The following is a 24,361-nucleotide window of genomic DNA, read 5'->3' as shown; positions in this document are numbered from 1 at the left end:
TAATTAATTTTGAGGCAAATAAACGTTTGTCAAGTCCTAATTTTGGAAATTACACACTTTATCGCTAGTTTTTTAGTGGGATCTAAAAATTGCTTGTTTTAGCTATGTGAAGTTAGGAGAGGTAAGCGGGGGTGAACCAAATATATCCAGCCTAGGACCAGTTGGTGGGACTGGGCTGAGAGTTTCCGAGAATCTACTTACTAAGCAAGGGGGGTGGTTTCCTGTTCCGCAAATTACTTTCACCACGTCATCCGGCAGACAAAAATCAAAACCCCAATTCAAAAGTCGATGTGAATAGTTCACTGCCGTTAGATGTTGATCAAGCCATAACGGAAGTCCAATCAGCTATGGGCAACAGCTCCGACTTGCAAGTCCATAGATTTCAGGCCTTTACGGGAGATACCGGCTGCGCTCTGGTCTATCTCAAGTCTTTTGTTGACCTTGAACAACTGAATAAATCGGTGCTGTCCCCCTTGCTTCAGCTTGCAGTCCCGCCCAAGGATATGCAAAACCTAGCTGAGGTATTACCGTATGCCGGTACCCAGGAAATAACCTCCCTCCAAGAGTTATCCCAAGCTGTAGCCTCAGGGGAAGTCGTCCTCTTAGTCTCCGGGTTTAAATCTGGGCTGAAAATCCCTTTGAAAAAATATGAACAAAGGTCTATAACCGAACCTCAAAATGAAAAGCTTGTGTCGGGCCCACGGGATTGTTTTGTTGAATCTATTTGGTCTAATATCGGACTGTTAAGACAAAGGATTAAGAATCCAAAGCTCAGGATTGAAATGAATACTCTAGGAACCAAGACTTCCGTTGAATTAGGTATCGTTTATGTTGAGGGAATAGCTAACCGGCAGATCGTCGAAGAGGTTAGACGCCGGCTCAAGCGAATTGAGATAGACAGGCTATTATCCTTAGGTGTCATCAACGAATTCATTAGCGATTCCCCTTGGTCACCCTTTCCTACCTATCAACATACCGAGCGTCCAGACAGTCTCACCTCAGCCCTCTTGGATGGGCGGGTAGGTATACTACTCGATGGGTCTTCGATGGTTACGATTATACCGGTAGTATTCTGGGATTTCTTGAAGTCTCCCGATGACTACATTGAAAGCCCCTATTTTTCAACGTTTGTCCGCTTGCTCCGGTTGTCATCTCACCTAATGACCCTTTTGCTTCCGGGGGCCTATGTGGCTTTGACTACGTTCCACCTAGAAATGCTACCTCAATCCTTAGCAGTGATTATTTCCGGCTCCCGTACCAGGACTCCGTTTCCTACGGCTATCGAAATGATAATTATGGAATTAGTGGTAGAAATTTTACGTGAAGCCGGTCTGCGCATGCCAGGTGTTTTTGGTCAAACCATGAGTATCGTGGGTGCCCTGGTCATTGGGGAAGCGGGAGTTACTGCAGGCTTAGTTGAACCCATCATCGTTGTTATTGTTGCTTTTACAACCCTGTCATCTTTCATAGTTCCGAATTATAGTGCCGCTCTCTCTATCCGTCTGCTGCGTTTTCCCATTATTTTATTAAGTGCTGCCTTAGGCTTTTTCGGGATGATTCTCGGAGCAATGTTTTTCCTCATGCATCTGGTAAGCTTGCGTTCTTTTGGAGTTCCTTATTTTGCTCCTATAGCTCCTCTTTTTCTCAAAGACTTGGGGGATATGTTTATTCGTCTCCCCTTGTGGCTACAGACCCATCGCCCAACTTATTACAGGCCGGAAGACGAAACTAAGGCAGGCCGCAACCAAAAGCCCGGGCCTGAGAAGGAGCCCTGAACAAATTGATTATTGAGAAAATTTCCTCACGTCAGTTTACCTGGTTAATTGTTTCTGTATTAGTTTCCACATCTTCTATTTTAATACCGGGTATAATCATCTATAACGCTAAACAAAATGCTTGGCTTGTCCTACTCTCGGCTACCGCAGTGGTTACGGCAGGGATTATGTTAAATCTTACTTTGGCCAAACGATTTCCGGGGCAAGCCATTTTCCAGTACGCTCAAATTATATTAGGGCCCTGGTTGGGTAAACTTGTGGGCCTTTTTTACGGTTTGACTTGCCTGTATATGGCAGCATTAAGCCTAGGCGTTATTACACAGCTTACTCAGATCACGATTTTGCCAGAGACCCCCTTATGGCCTTTGGTTTTAGGTCTCACCTTACTGGCGGTGTATAGTGCCTGGTTGGGGATTGAACCCATCGCCCGGGCCAATGACCTAGTCTTTCCCGTTGCCATCTTAATATTAGTAATCCCTCTCTTGCTGTCAATACCGGTAGGGAAAATCTATCGGGCACTTCCTGTCTATCAGCTTGATTTTAGCGGGATTTTAAAGGGGGCTTTTCCCGGTACTGCCTGTCTCGCTGAAGTCTTTTTCATCCTCATTTTAGCTCCCTCAATCAACAAACCGGAAGAACTTCAATCTGCTTCGCTCAAGGGGCTACTCTTAGCTGGGGTGATTATGACCGTAGTTACCCAGACCATTCTGTTTGTACTGGGTATCTACCGGGCTTCAGTCTATCTTTTTCCCCTGCTTAGAATTACTGCGGAATTAGAAATTATGGATGTTTTCGAGAATTTTGAAGTAATTGTCATTTCGGGTTGGCTCCTTATCAATATTATTAAGTTGGGTGTGTTTACTTACTGCTATGCCATCTGCACTGCCCAAGCCATAGGACGCAAAACCTACCGGACTGTCCTCCTTCCCGCCCTTATCGCACTCCCTCTCCTCGCGCTCGCCCCTAAAAACTTCGCCGAAACGACCCAGGTCTGGCTCGAGTTGGTGACTTTTAAAATTCTTATTCCAACGGCATTTCTCATCCTGCCTGGATTTCTGCTTATAATAGCAAAGGTAAAAAACAGTCATGCTTAAACGTAGTTTAACCTTTAGTTTACTAATGTTATTTCTTCTAAATTTAACGGGCTGCTGGAATCGTATTGAACCCGAGCAATATGCCTGGGTGAACTGGATAGCCTTGGACAGGACAGCGGAAGGAAAGATCCAGATCACCTTAGCCGTCTCTCCCCCGCTTAGTCCGGTCCCAACGGGAAGTGCTCCACCTGAGAAGCTCCTTATGGTTTCCTCAGCCATCGGAGACACAATGTTAGATGCTCTGCGTGACATTAATTCTCATTTGCCGAAGCGCTTGTTTGGGAACTACCTGCAAGCCGTAATCATTAGTGAAGATTTGGCCCGCACTGGTGTAGAACAATATATGGACAACCTTTTCAATAATGTCAAAAATCGCAAAAACGCCTGGGTATTTATCACTAAAGGTTCAACAAACTCTATTTTTAAAATCGATCCCCAATTCGAGAAGAATCCTTTAACCCTAATTAATTCCTTGGTCAAGGCTGAACAAGGTTTCCTGGGTAAGAGCAGGGTTATTAAAAATAAGGATTTCCATCGTGATTTAGGGGAACCTGGTGTTGACCCAATGGTCAGTGTCTTGGGGATTTGGGATACGAATGAGAAAAAATTACTTGCCCCAGGGGCTAAAGTTCCGGAAAAGAGTGAACTTGCTTTGGATGGTAGCGCAGTTTTCCGGGGCGACAAATTAGTAGGCTGGCTATCTCCTGATGAATCTCAGTCCTATCTCTTAATGAAAGGAGAGATGAAGACAGGGCTGATCGTGGTACCTCATCCGGATAACCCCCAGAACAAGGCTGGAATAGAGGTTATTAGCAACAGTGCTAAACTTAAGGCCGAAATAGTTGAAGACCAAATTAAAGCACATGTCACTATTAAAATTAAGGGTAGCCTGGGAGACCAGTTATTGAACAGACCCGAGCAGAAGGCTGAAGTGCCGAGCGAGGATCCAGAATTCTATCTTAAACTGGGTGAAGCGCTAGAACGTAAAGTAAAGTCTGATATGGAAGAACTCCTGGCTAAATCCCAAACAGACTTTAATTCTGACATCTTAGGTATTGGTAATTACCTTTGGTATCGTTATCCTAACGATTGGGAGCAAATCCAGTCTAATCGGTTGGATTATTATGAAAAGGCTGCTATTGAGGTTGAGGTCAAAGTTGATATAAAAGCGCCCAATATTATGAGGTCCCACCCTCCGGAGGAAAAGAGGAGTTGACTGATACCGGGGAGTAAAAACTAACCTCAAACACCCGCTCTGCCCTTATCTAGGGGCTATTCGAGGTTCGAGGCACTAAACACGAGGTTCGACTTTGCACACTGCACTTATGGCTCACAGCCTCTGGCTTCTGAAGTATCGTATGATGGGCTATCCTTATGCCAATTGGGCATGTCTTGCATTCTTAGTCTTTGTTCTCGTTATCATGTATTTTAATGACGATACGCGTGTTGCCCTATATATCGCACCATTATGGTTTGGATTGTTAGTTACTTTCTCCTATGCATTTAATCTTCATAAAAACGAGGATAAACTTGATGAGAATAACCTTAAAGAGCAATTAGAAACAGGAAAGTAAATCATTAAGGGATAGATAAAAAACCCCGAGGAGTTCAAAAGTCTACGGGGTTTTCCAATTTCCTATATTACCCAAGTTTGGCGTAAGAATTTTCCAGTACTAGACGCAGCAAGGCTTTGAGGCATATATCGATAATATTTTTGTCACTACAGCGTATTTTGCAAGGATTTTGTTATCTGTTTTAATGCCTTTGGTTTTAAAAAGTTCTCACAGTTGAAGAGTTTCATCCATTCTAATTGTTGCTCTGTCATTTCTGTAACGGTAAGCGAATAACCAGGTGAGCCTTTGATACCTACTTGATTTAACTGGCAGCTTTCTACTTGTTTCAAAACTTCTATAGGAGATATTGAATGTTTAGCCCTCTTAAGCATCATCTCCATCGTATATACCAGTAGGTAGGCCAGAATGCAAACCGTGACATGAGCTTTGATTCGCTCGGGACGAGTTAAATGGATTGGCCTTAGTGCCAACAGGTATTTCATTTCTCGAGACGCCTCTTCTATTTTGTTCTTTTCTCTGTATCTTTGAATGATTTGAGTTTGAGGAATCGTCGTGTTAGGCAAAATGTAAGGGTTTTTCCAGAATTCCATGAGCTGCTTCCATCACTGCTTCAGGCAACGTGGGATGTGCATGGATTGTTTTAGCTAATTCTTCAGCGTTCAGGCCTTTTTCCACAGCCAATACCAGTTCTTGAATCAAACTGCTCGCTTGAGGACCCATGATGCTGGAACCGAGAACGATCCCCTCTTCATTAGTAAGAATTTTTACGATTCCTATTGTTTCGCCCAACGCTATGGCTTTACCATTCGCACTGAAGGGGAATTTGCTGACTTTGTATTTGACGTCTGCAGCTTTAAGCTCTTGCTCGGTTGCGCCGACAGCCGCTATTTCAGGATGGGTGAAAATTGCGCTGGGTACTGCGCGATAACTCATTTCCACCTGATGACCGGCTATATGCTCAGCAACGACCATACCCTGCGCCGAAGCAACATGAGCCAGCATCATTTTTCCTGTGACATCCCCGATCGCATAGATATTGGGTACGGATGTTCTCATCTGAGAATCAACAGCAATGGCACCCCTCTCAAGTTCCAATCCCAATTGTTCGGTGTTTACTCCGCGCAGATTAAATCTTCGCCCAGTTGCCATCAAAACCCGATCAGACTGAATTTCCTGTATTCCTTTAGCGTTTTCCACAACAGTCACCAAACCGTTCTCAACCGATTTGATCTCTTTAACCATGGTTTTAGTCAGAATATCAATGCCGGTTTTCTTAAGCACTGGGTTCAATCGCTTCGGGATTTCTTCATCAATATTAGCCAACAAAGAAGGCAGCATTTCAACAACGGTAATTTTTACACCCAGTGCTTGGAAAATGGAAGCAAACTCTAAGCCGATAACACCGCCGCCGATGATCACCAGTTTTTCCGGCAATGTTTTCTCATCTAAAATATTATCACTGGTCATAACCCCGTCAAGGTTCACGCCAGGGATCGGGATACGGAATGGTGTGGATCCGGTCGCAATAACCAGATTTTCAACTTCAAGACTGACCTTGCCGGATTCTGTTTCGACGTTAATCCTGCCAGCTTCGGTAATTTCGCCCCATCCTTTGATCACTTGAATCTTGGCGGCTTTAAAAAGTTGCTCGACTCCAGAAACCAGAGTATTGACTACGCGATCTTTGCGTTCGATCATCTTTGCAAAATCAAAAGAATTTTCTCCTGCCTGGATTCCAAATTCCTCTGCATGCTGTAGTTCTCTCCAAAGATCAGCAGATTTTACTAAGGCTTTAGTTGGAATACACCCTCTGTTCAGACAGGTTCCGCCCAAGCGGTCGCCTTCAACAAGAACAACGCTTAATCCCAGCTGCGCTGCTCTTAGAGCGCATACATAACCTCCTGGTCCTCCTCCAAGAATACCCACCTGATAATGCTCCACGATTTTTCCCTCCCAAATAAAACCTATTCTTTCTTCCAACGAAGGTTCGGCTTCCGGGCAGCTGCTGTTTCATCCAAACGTGTTATCAGAGTATTGTGAGGGGCGGTTTTAACCAGCTCTGAATCCCTTTTCGCTTCCTCCGCTATTTTGATCATGACTTCAACAAATTGATCGAGGGTCTCCAGACTTTCACTTTCGGTTGGCTCGATCATCATCGCTTCTTCAACGACTAACGGAAAATAAATTGTCGGCGGATGATAACCGTAATCAAGCAGGCGTTTAGCTATATCTAAGGTATGGATACCATATTGTGTAAGATTTTTAGAGGTTATGACAAACTCATGTTTGCACGTCCGATCATAGGGGAGATAATAATGCTCCTTGAGTATGCTCATCAGATAATTTGCATTGAGTACTGCATTTTGGGTAGCATTTTTCAAACCTTCTCCGCCAAGGCCACGAATATAGGCATACGCTTTAACAAGAACTGAAAAATTCGAATAAAACGTTTTTACACGCCCTATTGATTGTGGCGGGTTATAGTTTAAGGTAAATGTTCTGTCTTCGCGTTTCTCCACTACTGGTTTGGGTAAGAAAGGCTCTAAAAATTCTTTAACCCCGACGGGACCAGCACCAGGACCGCCACCGCCATGAGGAGTTGAAAACGTCTTATGCAAATTGATATGAACAGCATCAAAACCCATATCTCCAGGACGGGTAATACCCATGATGGCGTTCGTATTCGCTCCATCATAATAAAGTAATCCGCCGACAGAGTGGATGATTTCGGCAATCTCAAGGATATTTTCATCAAATAAACCCAGTGTATTCGGATTGGTCAGCATTAATCCTGCGACTTCTTCGTTGGCTACCTTACGCAGAGCCTCGATATCTACTCCCCCGCGTTCATTAGATGGAACCTGGATAATATTAAATCCAGCCATCGAAGCGGTAGCAGGGTTCGTACCGTGTGCAGCATCAGGAACAATGATTTTGGTACGCTTTGTATCCTGACGGGACTCGTGGTAGGCTTTAATCATTAAAATACCGGTCATTTCACCATGAGCACCGGCAGCCGGCTGCAGAGTGAAGGCATCCATCCCCGTGATTTCACAGAGGTCCTGTTGCAGCTCATACATCAATTGTAAGGAACCTTGAGTCAATTGCTCTGGCTGATAAGGATGAATATCGGTAAAATCACTTAAACGAGCAAGGCTTTCATTAACTTTGGGATTATACTTCATTGTGCAAGATCCCAGCGGATAAAAACCGGTATCCACACCGTGGTTGAAGGATGATAACCGTGTAAAATGTCTGACAAGGTCAACTTCTGCCAGCTGTGGCAGCTCTGGTTTACTGTCTCTCAGTAGTTGTGACGGTAAAATGGTATCCAAATCAACTTCAGGTACATCACAAACAGGTAGGCTCATGGCACAACGGCCTTCTGCACTTTGCTCGAAAATTAGTGGTTCCATTTTCATTTGATCCCCTCCAGTACGGTGACAAGCCTGTCGATATCTTCTTTGCTCTTTGTTTCAGTAACACAAAACAGGAGATGATGATCCAGTTCGGGATAGAATCGTGATAGGTCAAGCCCACCGATAATGTTGTTCTTTAACAGCTCCTCGTTGATTCTGGCTGGTGATTCTGTGGTTTGTATCACGAATTCATGAAAGAAAGAGCTGGTAAAGGCCAGGCTCATACCCTGTATAGCAGCGATTTGCCGAGCAGCGTAATGTGCTTTCTGCACATTCAGATGAGCCAAATCATGAATTCCTTGTTTGCCAAGAGCACTGAGATGCATTGTAAAGGCTAAAGCACAAAGTGCTTCATTTGAACAAATATTGGAAGAGGCTTTCTCACGTCTGATATGTTGTTCACGTGCCTGGAGGGTCAAAACATACCCGGTCTTGCCGTTATGATCAGTAGTTGCTCCAACGATCCGTCCCGGCATACGTCGGGTAAATTTCTCACGACAAGCCAGAAACCCGAGATTGGGACCACCGTAATTTAGGGGATTACCAAAAACTTGTCCTTCGCCTACTACAATGTCAGCACCCAATTCCCCTGGAGATTTCAACAATCCCAGAGCTACCGGATTCGTGACGAAGACTAAGAGCGCGCCCAAAGAATGTGCCATATCAGCTATCCGTACATAGTCTTCAACACTTCCGAAAAAGTTTGGATATTGGATGATAACGCAGGCAATTTCTTTATTAAGAGTATTACCCAAAGCGTCATAATCGATGACGCCATCAGAGTACTCGATATCTTCGATCTTGACACCACGAGGTTCGAGATAGGTCTGTAAGACCTCTCTATACTCCGGATGAACAGTCTTCGCAACAAGAACTTTGTCGCGGCGAGTTGCATCGCAACTCATCAAAGCTGCTTCAGCCATTGCCGTCGCCCCGTCATACATTGAAGCATTCGATGCATCCATACCTGTCAATTCACAAACCAAGCTTTGATACTCATAGATCGCCTGAAGAGTTCCTTGACTGATTTCCGGCTGGTATGGAGTATAGGCCGTATAAAATTCCTGACGAAGGAGTAATTGATCGACAAATGACGGAATGTAGTGCTCATAAGCACCTGCACCCAAAAAGGAGGTGTACTGCTCTAAACTGCTGTTCTTTGCAGCCAAGGCTTTGACATGTTTGACCAATTCCTGTTCGGACATTCCACCTTGAATATTAAGAGGGCGGTACAAACGTACACTCTCTGGCACATCTTGAAACAGTTCTTCTATATCATTGACACCGATGCGGGCCAATAACTGTTCCTGTTGGCTAGCCGTATTGGGTACATAGTTCATTTTAATGCTCCTCCTCGGCCACAAAGGTTTCATATTCGGAGACGCTCATCATGGATTCCAATTCGGAAAGATCTTCTGCTTCAATTTTGATTAACCAGCCCTCACCATAGGGATCATTATTCAACGTATCCGGAGCATCGATTACAGCCTCATTGATTTCAATGACTTTTCCGCTGACTGCTGCAACAACATCAGAGACCGCTTTAACAGACTCAATTGTACCATACGCTTCACCAGCGCTTACTGTTGCCCTGATTTCTGGCAGTTCGACAAAGACAACATCTCCTAAACTTGTTTGAGCATGATCAGTAATTCCGGATGTAATAATATTTCCTTCAGCCTTTGCCCACTCGTGGGTTTTGCTATATTTGATATCGGTTGGATTCATGAATAATTCCCCCTAATTGTATTTATTGTTTAAATTTCATAATATTTAGATTCTAATTCAATTGGAGTTACTTGGCTCTCTTATAGAATAGCGAAGGGATAATTTGAGCTATTACGGGTTTGTTCCGAATGATAACATCCAGAGTTGCCCCTATCTCAGCTAGGTCTGCACGAATCAAGCCAAGGGCAATATTTTTGTTTAAGGTTGGCGAGAAAGAACCTGAGGTTATGAAACCCACTTCATCTCCATCTTTCTGTAGCAGATAATGGGAACGAGCAATCCCACGTTCGATCATTTCAAGGCCTACAAGCTTACGGGGAATGCCTTTTTCCTTTTGTTGGACCAGCGCTTCTTTACCAATGAAATTCTCTTTGTTAAGCTTTACGAAAATACCAATTCCTACTTCTAAGGGGGAGATTTCAGGTCCTAACTCGTTACCGTAAAGCGGTAACCGTGCTTCAAAACGAAGGGTATCACGAGCCCCGAGTCCAATGGGTTGAACGCCTTCGGGAGCGCCGACTTCAAGAATCTTGCGCCAAAGATCGGATGCTTTATCTGGTGCGATATAGATCTCGAAACCGTCTTCACCAGTATAACCTGTACGAGAAACAAGGCAGGGTACTCCGTTCACTTCCCCATGCATAAACCAATAGTATTTAATCTCCTTTAGATCGATGGGTGTTAACTTTTGCAGAATTTGTTCAGCAAAGGGGCCTTGTAACGCCAGTTGCGCGACTTGGTCTGATACATTCTCCACCTGGACTGAATAGCCTTGTATTTGTTCCAGCATCCAAGCATAGTCTTTATCCGTATTTGAAGCGTTAACTACAATATAGAAATGCTCTGCTCTATAACGATAGACTAAAAGATCATCGACGATTCCACCATTCGGATAGCACATAGGAGAATAAAGAATCTGTCCATCCTGAATTTGGGTTACGTCATTTGTAATGAGGTTTTGAACGAAAGCAAGCGCATCTTTCCCTGTAACATCAATTTCACCCATATGGGAAACATCGAAAAGGCCGACCTTTGACCTCACTGTATTGTGTTCTTCGATGACCCCGGCATACTGCACAGGCATTTCCCAGCCGCCAAAGTCAATAATCTTAGCATTTGCTTGGACATGGGCTTCATACAAGGGTGTTCTTAGTGTTGTCAAGATTGCACCTCCTAAAAATTCTGTAATCTTTATCAAGCGGTGTCGTTTCGTCGATCCTCAAGTTCCTTTGCCAATCGACAACCGGTGGGTGTAACTGCTAATCCCCCTAGGGCTGTCTCCTTTAGGGTAACGGGCATCGATTGCCCAATTTGGTACATGGCTAGTATTACTTCATCAACTGGGATTACACTTTTAATACCGGCAAGCGCCAAGTCAATAGCTACGAGTGCATTAGCAGCACCTGCTGCATTTCTTTTCACACAAGGGACTTCTACCAAACCAGCAACCGGATCACAGACAAGCCCTAAAATGTTCTTCAGAGCGATGGCACAGGCGTGACCGCATTGTTCAGGTGTGCCCCCGGCCATTTCCACCACTGCAGCAGCAGCCATTCCTGAAGCGCTGCCGCATTCCGCTTGGCACCCCCCGGCAGCACCGGAAATCCCTGCATTTTTGGCTATAACTATGCCCACTCCAGACGCTGTAAAAAGCGCATTAACGAGGTCTTCTTCAGAAGAATTTAGTTTTTCGGCGACCGTTAACAAAACTCCTGGTAATATGCCGCAAGAACCAGCCGTCGGAGCCGCTACAATACGACCCATGGCAGCATTGACCTCGGCTATAGCTATTGCCTTCAGTATTGCCCCATCTAATACTTGCCCACCTAAGAGTTTACTTTTTGCCATTGCCTCCTGAAGTAGTTGGGAATCCCCGCCTACCATGCCGCTAAACGACTTGTTAATTTGACTCAGTCCTTTTCCTAAGGACTCCCTCATTACCCCTAACCGTTCCTGCATCTTTCGGTACAATTCCGTTTGGGACTGACCTAAAACCTCAGCTTGATCCTCCAAAATTATCGCAGACAAACGTTTACCTTCTAAGGTAGACTTTTCGATTAACTCTTGAATACTCGTATAGGAGATCATTTTTGCCCTCGCTTTCCAATTAAAGAGGTTTAACTAAGGTCACAGATAATAGGGTTGATATTGTATTTAAAGTCTCCATCGTTTCCCGGTCGCACTCCTCATCCGTTTCAATAACCATCATAGCTTGTAAACCAAGTCGTTCTCGGGTAACGTACATTTGGGCTATGTTAATACCCTTTCCGGCCAAAACTCCAACAACCGCTCCGACAGTACCCGGCCGATCAAGATGAGGAATAATCAGGGTGTGAAATTGTCCACTAAAATTAACTGAGAAACCCAATACGTTAATTACCTTGATATTGCCGCCGCCGACAGAAGAAGCTACCACAGAAATTGGTTTTCCCGAAACACCGCTGGAAATAATCTTAGCAGTATTGGGGTGAACCTCCCCTAAATTCGATTTATGAAAAGTTACCTGGATGCCTACTTTGGCCGCAATAGCTACAGCTTCCCTGATTCGTTCATCATCGGTAGAGAAGCCCAACAAGCCCCCGACGATAGCGCGGTCCGTACCGTGGCCCAAGTATGTTTCGGCGAAGGAACCGTGCAGGTATACATCCGCTTTTACGATCTGCTCTCCTAATACGATTCTGGCAATTTTTCCAATCCTGACAGCACCCGCGGTATGGGAACTGGATGGCCCTATCATCACTGGACCCAGGATGTCAAATACGTTCATCAGATACCCCTCCAGACCAAGACTATGATAATCCATTAACGGTATAAGGGATATTTAGCACAAATATCTTTAACCGTATGTTTTAATATTTCTTTGTTAGTTACAAAATCCTCGGATAAAGCTACGTCAACAATCTCAGCAATAGCGTGCATTTCCGGTTCCTTAAACCCTCTAGTAGTTGCTGCAGGAGTACCGATGCGCAAACCACTGGTAACAAAAGGACTCTGCGGATCGAAGGGAATAGTATTCTTGTTTACAGTGATTCCAATCTCGTCTAATCTATGCTCACCTTCCTGACCAGTTAGCTGTCTATTGCGCAGATCCACCAGCATTAAATGGGTATCTGTTCCACCAGAAACCAGATGGAAACCACGTTCCCGTAGGGAATTAGCCAAGAAAGCGGCATTATTAATGACCTGTTTTTGGTATTCCGTAAATTCAGGTTTTAACGCTTCTCCCAATGCTACTGCTTTAGCTGCTATCACATGCATCAGCGGCCCTCCCTGGATTCCCGGGAAAACGGATTTATCAATAGCTTTGGCATATTCCTCCTTGCACATGATTATTCCACCTCGGGGTCCTCTTAAGGTTTTATGAGTAGTGCTGGTAACAAAATCTGCATATGGAACTGGATTGACATGCAAACCAGTAGCCACTAATCCCGCAATGTGAGCCATATCAACCATCAACAATGCGTCAACTTCGTCGGCAATTTCTTTAAACCTTTTGAAATCCAAAGCCCTGGGGTAAGCGCTCATTCCAGCTACAATCATTTTCGGTTGATATTCTTTGGCCCGTTGGGCAATTTTATCATAATCCAAAGTTTGGGTTTCCACTTCGACTCCATACGAATCAAATTGAAAATAAGTACCGGAAATATTTACCGGACTGCCGTGGGTCAGATGTCCACCATGGGAAAGATTAAGTCCCATTACCTTGTCTCCGGGTTTAAGAACAGCAAAATATACCGCAGTATTGGCCTGAGCACCCGAGTGAGGTTGAACATTTACATGTTCGGCATCAAATAATGCTTTTGCCCGCTCAATGGCGATGCTTTCCACAATGTCTACATATTCACACCCACCATAATAACGTTTACCCGGATAACCCTCGGCGTATTTGTTCGTTAAAACGCTTCCTTGAGCCTCCATTACCATCGGAGAAACGAAATTTTCCGAGGCAATGAGTTCAATCTTTTCATTTTGTCGATTAAGTTCAAGTTCAATAGCCCTGGCTACCTCGGGATCGTGGTTAATTAATTTAGTCAATTTCTTTTCCTCCTTGTGCTATGCAGGTCAAAGGGAATAGGATTTACATTCAGGATCAGGTTCGATTAATTTTGTCATGGCATTCCTCCTTGAAAATTGACTATAATAAAAAGACAGAAGCATACAACAGCATAGTTAGCTGCCATACTTCTGTCCTTTTACCTGAGAGTTTACTTGAAAGTCAAGTTGCTCCTTTGGTGGCCCGCCTTTGGCAGGCACTCTCCAGAATCCCGTCCGCCGAAAGTACATTTGCCTGAGATCTTCAGCACTTCTTCAGTCTAAAGAAGTCCCTTATGCCTTCGGCGTCCCCAGCTCAAGTTAAACAACGTGGGGAACTCTCCTATCGTCTTCATCCGGTCGTATTATATTAGTTCTATTTCCCTACTTGAGAAAACTCTAACTGATCAGCTATGATGGAGTTAAGACTTCCATCTGAACTAAGTCTTTCTCTATGACATAATTTTATTGTGTTTACTTATGACATTCAACGTAAAAACTTTCATTATTTTATGAAATCAGTGAATATTTTTCTATTCTTCTAATAGTTACCGTACTTAGACTGAAGTCGGCCTGTACTTGAGGATCCTGCTTAAAACTAATTTATTTGTGCTTAATTTTTTGATTATTTAAAAACTCAACAGCTTAAGTAAAATTTCCAGCTTCAATCTATTCATAGGGTTCTCTAGGTTGAAGTTAATCAAATTATTTATATCGTCTATTCTCTTTCGAACAGTATTAATGTGTATGAAAAGTTGCTTTGCTGTAAGACTATAGTTCATTTTGCAATCCAGATAGGTTTTCAATGTTCCTACTAACTCCCTATGGTCATCCTTTTTAATTAAATTATTTATGTCCTTTAGCATTATTTCTAGCTCATCTTCCTTGATGTCTATCCAAGCAAAAACTCCTAGCCCCGAGTAAGTGAGGTAATCCTCATGTGGATATAAAAGTCTACCAATTCTTATAGTCTGTACACATCTAGAATAGTTTCTCTTTATTTCAAATATTGTATCGCTAATATCCGAGATACCAAACACTAGCCTTATATTCTTTATTATATTTTCTAAACTTTTCTGTATTTCCTTAGAAGCTTTCCTGATTAACTCCAAGCTTTTTCCAGCTGAAATTCTATCATTGATTGGAAATAGAAAAACACAGCTGCTTTCATCGATTATAGCCATTCTAGCTCTCACCTGACTAATACTTTTATTGACAGTATCCTTAATCACGTCCTTGTAGCTTGATAGAATAACCTCTTTGTTTATTTGCTTCATTAAAAGTAAATGATAGTTCACGTTTATATCTATACCAAAGTCAATGGCACTTTTAGCTAAAATTTCATTATTTGACAAGCTCCCTGATATAACTTCTGTCACAAATTTTTCAAAACCTACGTCCCCAATGCTCTGAGCAACTAGTATTTGCTCATATAAGGATTGAAGTAATAAAAATCCAATGCGTAAAGCGAATTGATCATAATAGTCTATAAGCCCTGTAGCTTCAACCACTACAAAGTAAGCCTTGCTCTTGTCTCCAACCGCAATAGGTACAGTAATCCAACTATAAGGTTTGTCGTACTTATCATCATGGAACTTATATCTAATCATTTTAAGGTTGTCACATAGTATTTCTTCGGTGAAATGGAATGAAGGACTCCAAAAATCTTCTATTTTTAGGTCACCGGCTAGCCTTAAAAATGCAGGAGAGCTATAATATGCCTTTTCACTTGATAAATCATAGAGCATGGCCGGAAACTTCATTTCTTTTTCTATCTGAGACAGTATTTTCTTTATCTTTCTGACTTGATAGGATAAATCGGAAAAGCTCCTCGGATTTATATTGCCAATGTTAAATTGCCTTATGTTTTTGTTCATTACAAGTACATTTAGCTGATTCATCATACCCATCCATGAAGGATCTGGCGGAATAATGATGAGGGGTATATCATAATCATCAAAGGCTGCTATTATATGGTCTGGGATGTTTTTTAGGAATCTTAGCTTTATTCCTAGTCCTGACGTTTCCTTAAATTTGTCTGTCTTTATGTAGTCCTCAAACAATCCTGGATTTTGTTGAAATATATAACCCGAAGATATGACCAGTTCTCTACCCTTTGTCCAGTTAAATCCATCCGGAGCGTCTAGTATCGCTAAGCCCTGTATCTGTTTATCTAAGCCTCCATGACCTGCAATTACCTTAAAGTCTTTGAAGAACTGTGATTTTAAAATTTCTCTAAGAGATATACCCATGTTCTCACCTACTCTCTACTATGGATATTTAATTAATCATTAACTGTGATAAATGTGTCTCAGAAGCGGAGAAGGAAAAGAAGCTAACTTTTCCCCATGTTAACCAGTTGTTCTGCCATTCGTGCAATTTGCCCCAGGGCCTGAGTCAATTCTTGCGAGGCAATGGCCTGAGCATCGGTTACAACTTCAAGTTGTTCAACCGCCTCAACAAGCTTATATACTGAATCTTTTACTTCTCGTAGGTCATGTTCGATTTCCTGCGTAGAATCCTTAGTCGACTCAGCCAGTTTTCGAACCTCGTTAGCAACAACCGCAAAACCTCTTCCCTGTTCGCCGGCTCGAGCAGCCTCGATTGAAGCATTTAGGCCAAGAATGTTACTTTGAATAGAAATCTTCCGTATTTTATCAGTCACTGTATTTGTGTGCTCAACTTCCGCAAAGACTTTAACAGTTTCTTCATTCATGCTTCTAACTGTGGCAGCAAGCTCCTCGGAACCGGAGGACATGCTTTCGGCTGAAGCTGAGAGTTCCTCGACTGCTGCAAGAATTTCTTGTCCTGTAATGGTTAAAGCATCGTACTTTGCAGTTGAGATGGTGACTACAATTGAGCCTACAATTTGGCTATTTTCACGGATTGGAAGTGCAATTCCAATATATGGAGTACCCAATACTTCTTTTGGAACACGCTTTATGACTCGTTTGCCTTTTAAAATGGATTCTTCTGCCACACCCCCTTTGGGCAACAGGTCACCCACACTTACTCGAAGGTTTAAGCTTGGGGTTGGATACCATGCGAGAACTTTTTCGGTGTCAAGAACACTTACAGCGACTTCATCATCGTAAAGAAGCTGCATTTCGGTAGCAACATCTAACATCGATTCAAGTTTCATCGACGTTCCTCCAATCATTCTATAATGTATGACACTTATATGGAACTACACTAGCGAAGAAAACAATTGTATTATTCCATATTTACGCAAACCTATTCACGAAACACAAAGACACTAGGCCCTTTCGGACCTAATGCTTTTGTATCATTTTTGTAAGCTTCTTATTTTCTATTTTCTATTTTCTATTTTCTGGTCTATTGTTGAATTCTGCTTTGGCAACTGCTACTAAGCTTGGGTCGTTTAATAGGTCGTACATCATACCTGATAAAATCTCTGCTGCATAGACCATACCTTTCATTCCTATGGAAGCGCCTGATGATGAGGTTGCTTGCCATGAGTGAGCTGCCACTCCTAGTGGCCAGCAAGCTGTGAGGAATAAGTTCATTGGCATTATCCAAGATACGTCTCCACTATCTGAAGAGCCTGCAACTACAACTGAATTTGCATTTTCCTTTTCGAGTACTCCTTGGTGGATATATGTTTTTCCTTTGCTACCTGATGACATAAATTTCTTTATTTCGCCTTCCACTGTTTTTGGGTCTAGGGTTTCTTGGAGAGCTTTTGCAAATACTAGCTCATCCTCAGTATATTTCGGGACACCTATTTCTACCATGTTTTTATGAGTTAGGTCAAATAGTACTCTATTCGGTAGCATCTCATAACAACCACTGATTATCTCGTAATCAACTGTTGTTTCAGTCATCATTGCTGCACCCTTTGCCACCTTGAATAGTCTCTCAGTTATTTCTTCTACGTCCTTTCTAAAAGGTGCTCTTACGTAGTACCATGATTCTGCTTCCTTTGGAATAATGTTTGGCGCTCCACCTGCATTTGTTATAGTGTAGTGGATGCGAGCCTTGTCAATGACATGCTCTCTTAGATAGTTAGCTCCAACATTCATAAGCTCAACTGCATCAAGAGCACTTCTCCCCACCTCAGGCGATTGTCCTGCATGAGAGGATATACCATGGAACTTAAACTTAATTGAGTTATTGGCTAAAAACGCATTCTCTAAAGCAGTGTTGGCATTCATTGGATGCCAGCTTAAAGCAAGGTCACAGCCATCGAAGGCACCCTTTTTTATCATCTTCACCTTACCTGCTAGGGTTTCTTCTTCGGGACACCCGTAAAACCTGATTGTACCACTCATCTTCGTTTCTTCTATATATTTCTTTATTGCCAGTACTGCACCCAGTGCCGCTCCTCCCAGGAGATTGTGCCCGCAGCCATGTCCCGGACCATTGTTATCCACTGAATTAAATTTTGTATCTACAGATTGAGATAACCCTGGTAGTGCATCATATTCCCCTAGCACTGCTATGACAGGTGAACCGCTGCCATACTCTGCTATGAATGCATGCTCCATTCCTGTTATTTCTTTTATTTCAAAACCATGGACTTTTAGTACATTTCTAAATAAATCTGCTGACTCTTTTTCTTTTTCTGAAATTTCTGGGTTGCTCCATACCTTAAGACTTAAATCCTGGACTTCATCCTTTATGATATTCAGATAGTTCAATACATCATTTTTTTCCATTAGCTTTAGTCTCCCTTATTTACCGGATTTACTTTTCTGCAACGCTGTAGCGATAGCTATGGTGCCAAATACTGCTCCTAACGTAACGATATAGCTTGGTCTGCCTGGCAAGAAACTAAATACTCCTGCCTTTAAAGCAAACGTTAATGCTAAGCCTATGCCAAGGGCAATTGGGGCTAGATTTAACTTCATGAGTGCAAATTGGATGAATATGGCTCCAAATAACGACGGTAATAAGTAATTAAAGGCAGCCACTACCTCTGGGGATAACTTCGATAAAATGACAGTTCCTGCAAATACTCCAACTGCTAAAATTACAATATTAACAATAACCGATACCGCCATGCCAAGAGTTGCTACAATGGCACCTTCCTTACTTCCGGGATCTACTCCTGCTACTTTTTGAGATACTGCTGCAGCAGGCACTCTAAGATTTGAAATATTTCCTGTGATAAATGCCATATAGGTTCCTGCTACACCAATGATTGGAAAATAGGACATTGGTTCTATAATCCAAAAGATACCTACTGCGCTTGCTATGGCTATAAAGGCAGTAATGATTGCGCTAAACGGCGGAACAATATCAAAGACGACGAGCAGAACCAGAGCTGGTCCAAAAGATGCCAGTACCCCTAGCCAATTCGTGATCTTACCCCATTTATTTATATAAGGTAAATAGTCACTCTCGAATATATCATTGTTTTTATCCATCATAGTAACCTCCTTTGTTTTTGTTGATTTAAAATACGACTGCTACTAACATTCCACCAAACAAAGCAATTGCCAAAACCCATTCCTTCAGCCATTTAATATTATTTTTATCAGCTAAAGGGGATAATACCAGCATGATGGCTCCCCCTGCCACTGCCGCTATAGTATTATTATTCAATGCTACTAAATGCCCCGATACTAACGAACCAAAGGCGCCTAGCATAGCTGCTACTGAAATTACTTTTAGAAGTCCTTTATCTCCCTTAGAAACTTTGGCCTGTACTTTATCCATTTTGCCTGCTGTAAGGGTTGCGAAAATAATCCAGCCTATGGAGCCTAAAATCATTGTCCATACAGCATTTGCAAAGGCTATATTTGTCATGGGGTCAATACCCATCTTGACACCTACTGCTGCCGTACCAAAGCCCGCGGCCATTAACTCAAACATTACCGAGCCTATGAAGGATAACCTCATCCAGGCCATTGGCCCACCTACCGTGACCAAAAGTGATAACAGCCCTGTTAGAATAATGACGGATGGACCTATAGACGTGATCAAACTACTCTTCATTGCGCTTTTCATTTGTTCTTCCGTCAACCCGATTTCCTTACCCGTTGCATAGGATTTTTTAGCAAAAATAAACGCTTGAAATAATACCAGTAAAATCGCTAGCCCTGCTGCTATCCACATAGGAACACTGTTGGCAATTTGTAAATAATCCATGTCCTTCCTCCTCATATTTTTATTAAGGTTCTTGATATAACTGTATTATTTTCACTCATTTTGTTCAATGTCAAAACTTTCATAATTTAATGTTAATAATGAAAGTATTTTCATCAGTGTTGCCACTACAAAGTAGCGCAACTTCAATTGTCACACATATTGCACCTGCATATTTAAAGAATTAGTCTGAAATGTAAAAAAGACATGGTAGCATTTTTAGCTATCATGTCTTTAGATTTGATTGCATATTTATTTTAAAAACTTTGGTTGCTTAACCCTCACAAGAAAGTATAATGGTCTAGGAAAACTCGACAAGATTCTTTGAAAAGATAATGAACCACTATCGGGTTGAAGAATAACAGTATCCGTATCACTTAGTATGAAAGAAAAAAGACACCATCCAGAAGACCCCTTAATGAGTTCGACAAATTGCGGGAAGTACCAGGTCACTAGGGACTTTCTCCATCATGGCTGTACACACAGATGGTTTCACATAATCTGCAGCCTACACATTTTTCACCGTTAACCTTAATCTTCATAAATCTCTCCTTTGAAATGAGTGGTGATTTGACACACTGCTAAAAAATCGTAGTGCCCAAGGCTTTGCCAATTACAGCCATCACCTTGGGCACGGTGAGAATAAATTTTTATTCCACCAAACTATATACTCACCTGATCTTAAGACGTTAATTTTCCCACCAACAGCTTAAACACTTTTCGTTCTTGAAGCAGAGCTTTTCGATCCTTGATTTGATTCAGCGATAGGCTCACCGTTCTCGCCTTCAAAGGCTCTACCCCAACCTGTAATGACTGAAAAAGCGAACACTATAAATAACATAATAGGGTGAAACGTAGATAAAGCTATTGTTATCGGATTAATGGTTTGAATAAAGGAGTAATCTTTTTGAAGTCCTTGTATAACAATCAGCACTATGAAAATAAAAGCACTAATAAAGGGAACAATTATTGGAATTGTATTCGCAAAACCATCAATTAAATTTGCCCTTCTATAGGGGTGAAGATTGACTGCTCTGCCAACATCATTGGCAATAGGGCCAAACATAATGATCGCCGGACCCGTTGCAGACCCCATTGATAAGGATGACAGCATTATGCCGATCGCCAGACATATTTCTGCACCTCGAGGTGTTTTCGCTAAATCACTGGTAACGATCGCATTAACAAGCCTATCCATAGTACCACTGGCATTAAGTATCCCCACGATTCCAAACAAGGCAATACAGAATATGGAAGTTCCTATCATATTTCTAAAACCAGTATACAGAAAGCCAGTTAATGCTCCATCCTTTACGCTTAAAATATCTTTAAACGTTAGTATTCCAAACCCCAGTGCAATAATTGTACCTGTAACTATACCCCAGGTTATTGCAGTAAAGATATCTCTTGTTTTAATAGCAACATATAAGAGTATTGCAACGGGTATCAGCATAATCAATCCCTTAGGGTCAGTATATTTTTGAAGCAGCTCTGTTGCACCAGTTCCAACACTTCCACCACCACCAAAAACTAAATATAGAACCGTTGCTGCAATAGCCGCAATGATGGAATACTTAAATCTTGTTGCCACGACCCCACCAATATCAGCACTACCCTCTTTATTCTTATATCTTTGGGTTGCAGCTGAAGCGATGGTCGTGTCAGAGATCGGGGCAAGATTATCTCCAAAGATTGCGCCACTTAAGATTGCACCGGCTAATAAGGCTGGATTAGCTCCAAGTAAGATGCCTGCAGGATAGAGAATCGGAAAAGCAGAAAACAGTGTTCCAATTGAGGTACCTGTTGCAGTTGCAATAATACAGGTAGTAACAAAGGTAAAGGCGGTAAATACTCCTCCTTTTAGTCCAATTTCATTCCCTAACCAAACAAATCCTTCAGCAACTCCACTTTTGCCCATAAGCCCTGTAAAGATTCCTACGACCAATAGAATCATGATGAGTACACCAGTCATTGGATTTGAGATACCCTCGAGAACAGAGTCCCAATACTTTTTCCAGTTTTTACTGAAAAAGCTTCCTGCAATGATCCCTACTACTCCACCCATCGCTAAAGCTTCCATTTCAAATACCTTAAAGACAATGAAAAAAGCAATACAGAATCCGATAAAAATCGCCATGGGTATCAAGGACATTTTATAACCGCCGTGAAATTCAAGCTCATTATTAATCTTAATATAGACCATTCCTTTCTTCGCTCAAGCCACAATACGGTATAGACCGTTGCAGCTTAGCTTATTTAATTAGAAAGAATTATGAAATCTAGATATCCAGATTATCGAATCAAGTCAGTTAATAAGTCCATTGCGGTTGCTATATCTTCTTTAGTGTTATAAAAGTGAGGCGCAATCCGTATTACGTTTTTCCTTGATGAAACAATCACTCCTTTCTCCTTCATTTTTCGTTCCACTTCCCCTGCATTCTCGACGTAGATTGCCGTGTTGGATCCCTTCTGCGCAAGATCTGTCGGACTTATTATCTTCACTCCTTTCTCTTCAGCATATTGAATGGCAAAGGCAGACAATTCCTTAAGATAAGGAGCGATGCGTTCCATTCCTACTTCAAGAATGAAACGAAGCGCTGCCCGTGCCGCATAGGCATTGATCATCGGAGCAGTACCGGAATCAAACCTCCGTGCTCCTGCTGCATACTCAAGATGAGTAACATCAAACAGAAATGGATTCGATTGACCAAACCAGCCAGTGATCCGAGGCTCCAATTGATCGGCAATCTCTCGTTTGATATAGAGAAAGGCGATCCCTGGTATCCCCAATAGATACTTCTGTAAACCGGTGGCTAAGAAATCTATATCCATCTCCCTTACATCCAGCAAAACATTTCCCACCGACTGATAAGCATCCACAAATAGATAAGAACCCTTGCGATGAACGATTTCGGCAATCTGCTTCGCATCCTGCTGGAAACCGTTGTAATAGGTCACTTGTGGAATGGACGTAAGCAACGTGTTTTCATCGACCATACTTTCATATTTTTCTAAAGGAATTTGATTGTTCTCTGATGCAATAAACACAAGTTCAGCTCCCCGCGCCTGCTGTGATAACCAGACATGGCCAATGCAAGGAAAATCCATCTCCGTTACCACCACTTTATTGCGTTGATCAAAGCTTAAACTATTGGCAATAGCCGAGGCGGCGTGGGATACAGAAGATACCACTGAGATTTCATTGATATCCGCATTAATTAGCGTCGCAAAATCAGCGCGTGCTTCCTCGACAGTCTCTACCCATGCCTCCCACTCCATCCCATGTTCTTCCCAGGTCGCCATGTACTCCTGTACCGCTTTATTGACCGGATCGCTTAACGCGCTCTGAGAACAGGAGGATAGCTGAATCTGATTTTTCAAGATCGGGAAACGCTTTCTGAACTCTGTAAATGGATACTGCTGCATATTTCAACACTCCTTTATTAACTCCATTAAGATTAAACGCCCTTAATGACAAACCTCTCTTAAGAAATTCATTCCTCGCTAAGTAACAACTTCATGGTGTTCAAAACATACTCTATATCGTTTTCTGTCACCCAATAGTTCGTGACAAAACGTATATAATCACCTTGTCGACCGTCATTGGCTTTAATTCCCCTTACTAATAAAGCCTCAATGATACTTGACTGACTTCTACCGGTCTGAGCAATATTTGCAAAAACCATATTAATTTGAACGCGGGACAACTCCACGGTTACACCCTTAATCAGGCTTAAACCTTGCGCCAACAGCTTGGCATGCCGATGATCCACTTCTTGCCTAGCCGTCATTTTCTCTAAGGCCACGATACCGGCTGCTGCCAGAAAACCTGCTTGGCGAAGTCCGCCCCCCAGCATTTTGCGGTATTTACGGGCTCTGCCAATGAACTCTTTACTCCCTGCCAAGATCGAGCCTACTGGGGCACATAAACCTTTTGAAAGGCAAAACATCACTGACTCACAATACCTTGTTAGGTCTTTGACCTCGACCTCCAACGCTGCAGCAGCATTGAACACCCTCGCTCCATCGAGATGAACTGGAATACCCTGACTCGAAGCAAGCTTATGGAGCTTTTTCATGTCTTCTAAGGTATGTACTGTCCCTTCAGATGTGGCATTTTCTAGACATATTAATCCTGTAGTCGGAAAATGAACATTATTTCCCCTAATTAGGTTCTCAACTTCAGAAAATTTGAGTTTACCATCGACGGTTCCGGCTGTTCTTATCGTAACGCACGATAGCGCCGCTGCAGCGCCAACCTCTGCTTGGATGATGTGGCTGCAGTCTGCAGCAATAACCTCATCTCCCCTTTTTGTATGCGTCATAATGGCCACTTGATTACCCATGGTTCCACTTGCCACGAAAAGGGCGGCTTCTTTATTAACCATCCGCTCAGCTAAGGATTCTAACTTATTGACTGTTTCGTCTTCACCATAAACATCATCACCCACTTCAGCCTGAAACATAGCTAGTCTCATCTCATCGGTTGGTTGAGTTATGGTATCACTCCGTAAGTCGATATATCTGAGCATTAATTTCACCCCTATTCAATACAATCTTACGTTTATAACCGAGTTCTAAGATTGTATTAGTTTGATTATACCGTGACGACTATTTATATTCTGTAA

21 protein-coding genes and 1 riboswitch are annotated in these 24,361 nt (G+C 42.4%); of the genes, 4 read left to right on the top strand and 17 right to left on the bottom strand.

The features are described from left to right. Nucleotides 1-290: 290 nt before the first annotated feature. The 4 genes from JL57_RS05735 to JL57_RS05720 all read left to right on the top strand — a co-directional run bounded on the left by JL57_RS05735 (nucleotide 291) and on the right by JL57_RS05720 (nucleotide 4,443). Nucleotides 291-1,775 carry a spore germination protein gene (locus JL57_RS05735; RefSeq protein ID WP_291299748.1) on the top strand — a complete coding sequence of 495 codons (1,485 nt, stop codon included), beginning with the start codon at nucleotides 291-293 and terminating at the stop codon, nucleotides 1,773-1,775. 5 nt (nucleotides 1,776-1,780) lie between these two features. Further along, the gene (locus tag JL57_RS05730; RefSeq protein ID WP_034141095.1) at nucleotides 1,781-2,869 is read left to right on the top strand and encodes an endospore germination permease; all 1,089 of its coding nucleotides are present in this window, start codon (nucleotides 1,781-1,783) and stop codon (nucleotides 2,867-2,869) included. Then, on the top strand, nucleotides 2,862-4,085 hold the full coding sequence (locus JL57_RS05725; RefSeq protein ID WP_034141094.1) for a Ger(x)C family spore germination protein: 1,224 nt from the start codon (nucleotides 2,862-2,864) through the stop codon (nucleotides 4,083-4,085). Before JL57_RS05730 ends, JL57_RS05725 begins: the two co-directional genes overlap by 8 nt. A 94-nt stretch (nucleotides 4,086-4,179) precedes the next feature. Next, nucleotides 4,180-4,443: a hypothetical protein gene (locus tag JL57_RS05720; protein ID WP_034141093.1), complete on the top strand. Its 264-nt coding sequence runs from the start codon at nucleotides 4,180-4,182 to the stop codon at nucleotides 4,441-4,443. 146 nt (nucleotides 4,444-4,589) lie between these two features. On the opposite strand, the gene JL57_RS05715 is transcribed toward JL57_RS05720, so the two are convergent. The 17 genes from JL57_RS05715 to JL57_RS05635 form a co-directional block, all read right to left on the bottom strand. After that, entirely contained in the window at nucleotides 4,590-5,033 is a 444-nt protein-coding gene (locus JL57_RS05715) for a transposase (RefSeq protein WP_034141092.1), read from the bottom strand. Next, the gene (gene lpdA / locus JL57_RS05710; RefSeq protein WP_034141116.1) at nucleotides 4,999-6,384 is read right to left on the bottom strand and encodes a dihydrolipoyl dehydrogenase; all 1,386 of its coding nucleotides are present in this window, start codon (nucleotides 6,382-6,384) and stop codon (nucleotides 4,999-5,001) included. The genes JL57_RS05715 and lpdA overlap by 35 nt, the downstream gene beginning before the upstream one ends. Before the next feature lie 23 nt (nucleotides 6,385-6,407). Next, entirely contained in the window at nucleotides 6,408-7,865 is a 1,458-nt protein-coding gene (gene gcvPB, locus JL57_RS05705) for an aminomethyl-transferring glycine dehydrogenase subunit GcvPB (protein ID WP_034141091.1), read from the bottom strand. Beyond that, nucleotides 7,862-9,202, bottom strand: a complete 1,341-nt coding sequence (gene gcvPA / locus JL57_RS05700; RefSeq protein WP_034141090.1) for an aminomethyl-transferring glycine dehydrogenase subunit GcvPA — start codon at nucleotides 9,200-9,202, stop codon at nucleotides 7,862-7,864. The genes gcvPB and gcvPA overlap by 4 nt, the downstream gene beginning before the upstream one ends. Nucleotide 9,203: 1 nt before the next feature. Next, on the bottom strand, nucleotides 9,204-9,590 hold the full coding sequence (gene gcvH, locus JL57_RS05695; protein ID WP_034141089.1) for a glycine cleavage system protein GcvH: 387 nt from the start codon (nucleotides 9,588-9,590) through the stop codon (nucleotides 9,204-9,206). 67 nt (nucleotides 9,591-9,657) lie between these two features. Then, entirely contained in the window at nucleotides 9,658-10,752 is a 1,095-nt protein-coding gene (gene gcvT / locus JL57_RS05690) for a glycine cleavage system aminomethyltransferase GcvT (protein WP_034141088.1), read from the bottom strand. A gap of 32 nt (nucleotides 10,753-10,784) precedes the next feature. Beyond that, nucleotides 10,785-11,678 (bottom strand): L-serine ammonia-lyase, iron-sulfur-dependent, subunit alpha, encoded by an 894-nt coding sequence (sdaAA, locus tag JL57_RS05685; RefSeq protein ID WP_034141087.1) that lies wholly within the window; start codon nucleotides 11,676-11,678, stop codon nucleotides 10,785-10,787. Nucleotides 11,679-11,697: 19 nt separating this feature from the next. Further along, complete coding sequence (sdaAB, locus tag JL57_RS05680) at nucleotides 11,698-12,357, bottom strand: L-serine ammonia-lyase, iron-sulfur-dependent subunit beta (RefSeq protein ID WP_034141086.1); 660 nt, start codon at nucleotides 12,355-12,357, stop codon at nucleotides 11,698-11,700. 35 nt (nucleotides 12,358-12,392) lie between these two features. Continuing rightward, on the bottom strand, nucleotides 12,393-13,625 hold the full coding sequence (gene glyA, locus JL57_RS05675) for a serine hydroxymethyltransferase (RefSeq protein WP_034141085.1): 1,233 nt from the start codon (nucleotides 13,623-13,625) through the stop codon (nucleotides 12,393-12,395). 140 nt (nucleotides 13,626-13,765) lie between these two features. Next, a riboswitch (glycine riboswitch) is annotated at nucleotides 13,766-13,861 on the bottom strand. Between the two features lie 390 nt (nucleotides 13,862-14,251). After that, complete coding sequence (locus tag JL57_RS05670; protein ID WP_034141084.1) at nucleotides 14,252-15,874, bottom strand: PucR family transcriptional regulator; 1,623 nt, start codon at nucleotides 15,872-15,874, stop codon at nucleotides 14,252-14,254. Between the two features lie 83 nt (nucleotides 15,875-15,957). Further along, entirely contained in the window at nucleotides 15,958-16,764 is an 807-nt protein-coding gene (locus JL57_RS05665) for a methyl-accepting chemotaxis protein (RefSeq protein ID WP_034141083.1), read from the bottom strand. Nucleotides 16,765-16,939: 175 nt separating this feature from the next. Next, the gene (locus JL57_RS05660; protein WP_034141082.1) at nucleotides 16,940-18,301 is read right to left on the bottom strand and encodes an amidohydrolase; all 1,362 of its coding nucleotides are present in this window, start codon (nucleotides 18,299-18,301) and stop codon (nucleotides 16,940-16,942) included. A 15-nt stretch (nucleotides 18,302-18,316) separates the two neighbouring features. Continuing rightward, nucleotides 18,317-19,015 carry a hypothetical protein gene (locus tag JL57_RS05655; RefSeq protein WP_291299747.1) on the bottom strand — a complete coding sequence of 233 codons (699 nt, stop codon included), beginning with the start codon at nucleotides 19,013-19,015 and terminating at the stop codon, nucleotides 18,317-18,319. Between the two features lie 25 nt (nucleotides 19,016-19,040). Continuing rightward, nucleotides 19,041-19,736, bottom strand: coding sequence for a DUF5058 family protein (locus tag JL57_RS05650; protein ID WP_034141080.1), 696 nt, complete (start codon nucleotides 19,734-19,736; stop codon nucleotides 19,041-19,043). Between the two features lie 706 nt (nucleotides 19,737-20,442). Further along, the gene (locus tag JL57_RS05645; protein WP_034141079.1) at nucleotides 20,443-21,936 is read right to left on the bottom strand and encodes a Na+/H+ antiporter NhaC family protein; all 1,494 of its coding nucleotides are present in this window, start codon (nucleotides 21,934-21,936) and stop codon (nucleotides 20,443-20,445) included. Nucleotides 21,937-22,025: 89 nt separating this feature from the next. Further along, nucleotides 22,026-23,159, bottom strand: coding sequence for an aminotransferase class V-fold PLP-dependent enzyme (locus JL57_RS05640; RefSeq protein ID WP_034141078.1), 1,134 nt, complete (start codon nucleotides 23,157-23,159; stop codon nucleotides 22,026-22,028). Nucleotides 23,160-23,227: 68 nt separating this feature from the next. Continuing rightward, complete coding sequence (locus tag JL57_RS05635; protein ID WP_034141077.1) at nucleotides 23,228-24,265, bottom strand: low specificity L-threonine aldolase; 1,038 nt, start codon at nucleotides 24,263-24,265, stop codon at nucleotides 23,228-23,230. Nucleotides 24,266-24,361: the final 96 nt, after the last annotated feature.

The organism is Desulfosporosinus sp. BICA1-9, assembly GCF_000802135.1.
Note: the sequence above shows the minus strand (reverse complement) of the source record. Positions and strands in the feature narration are given on the sequence as shown.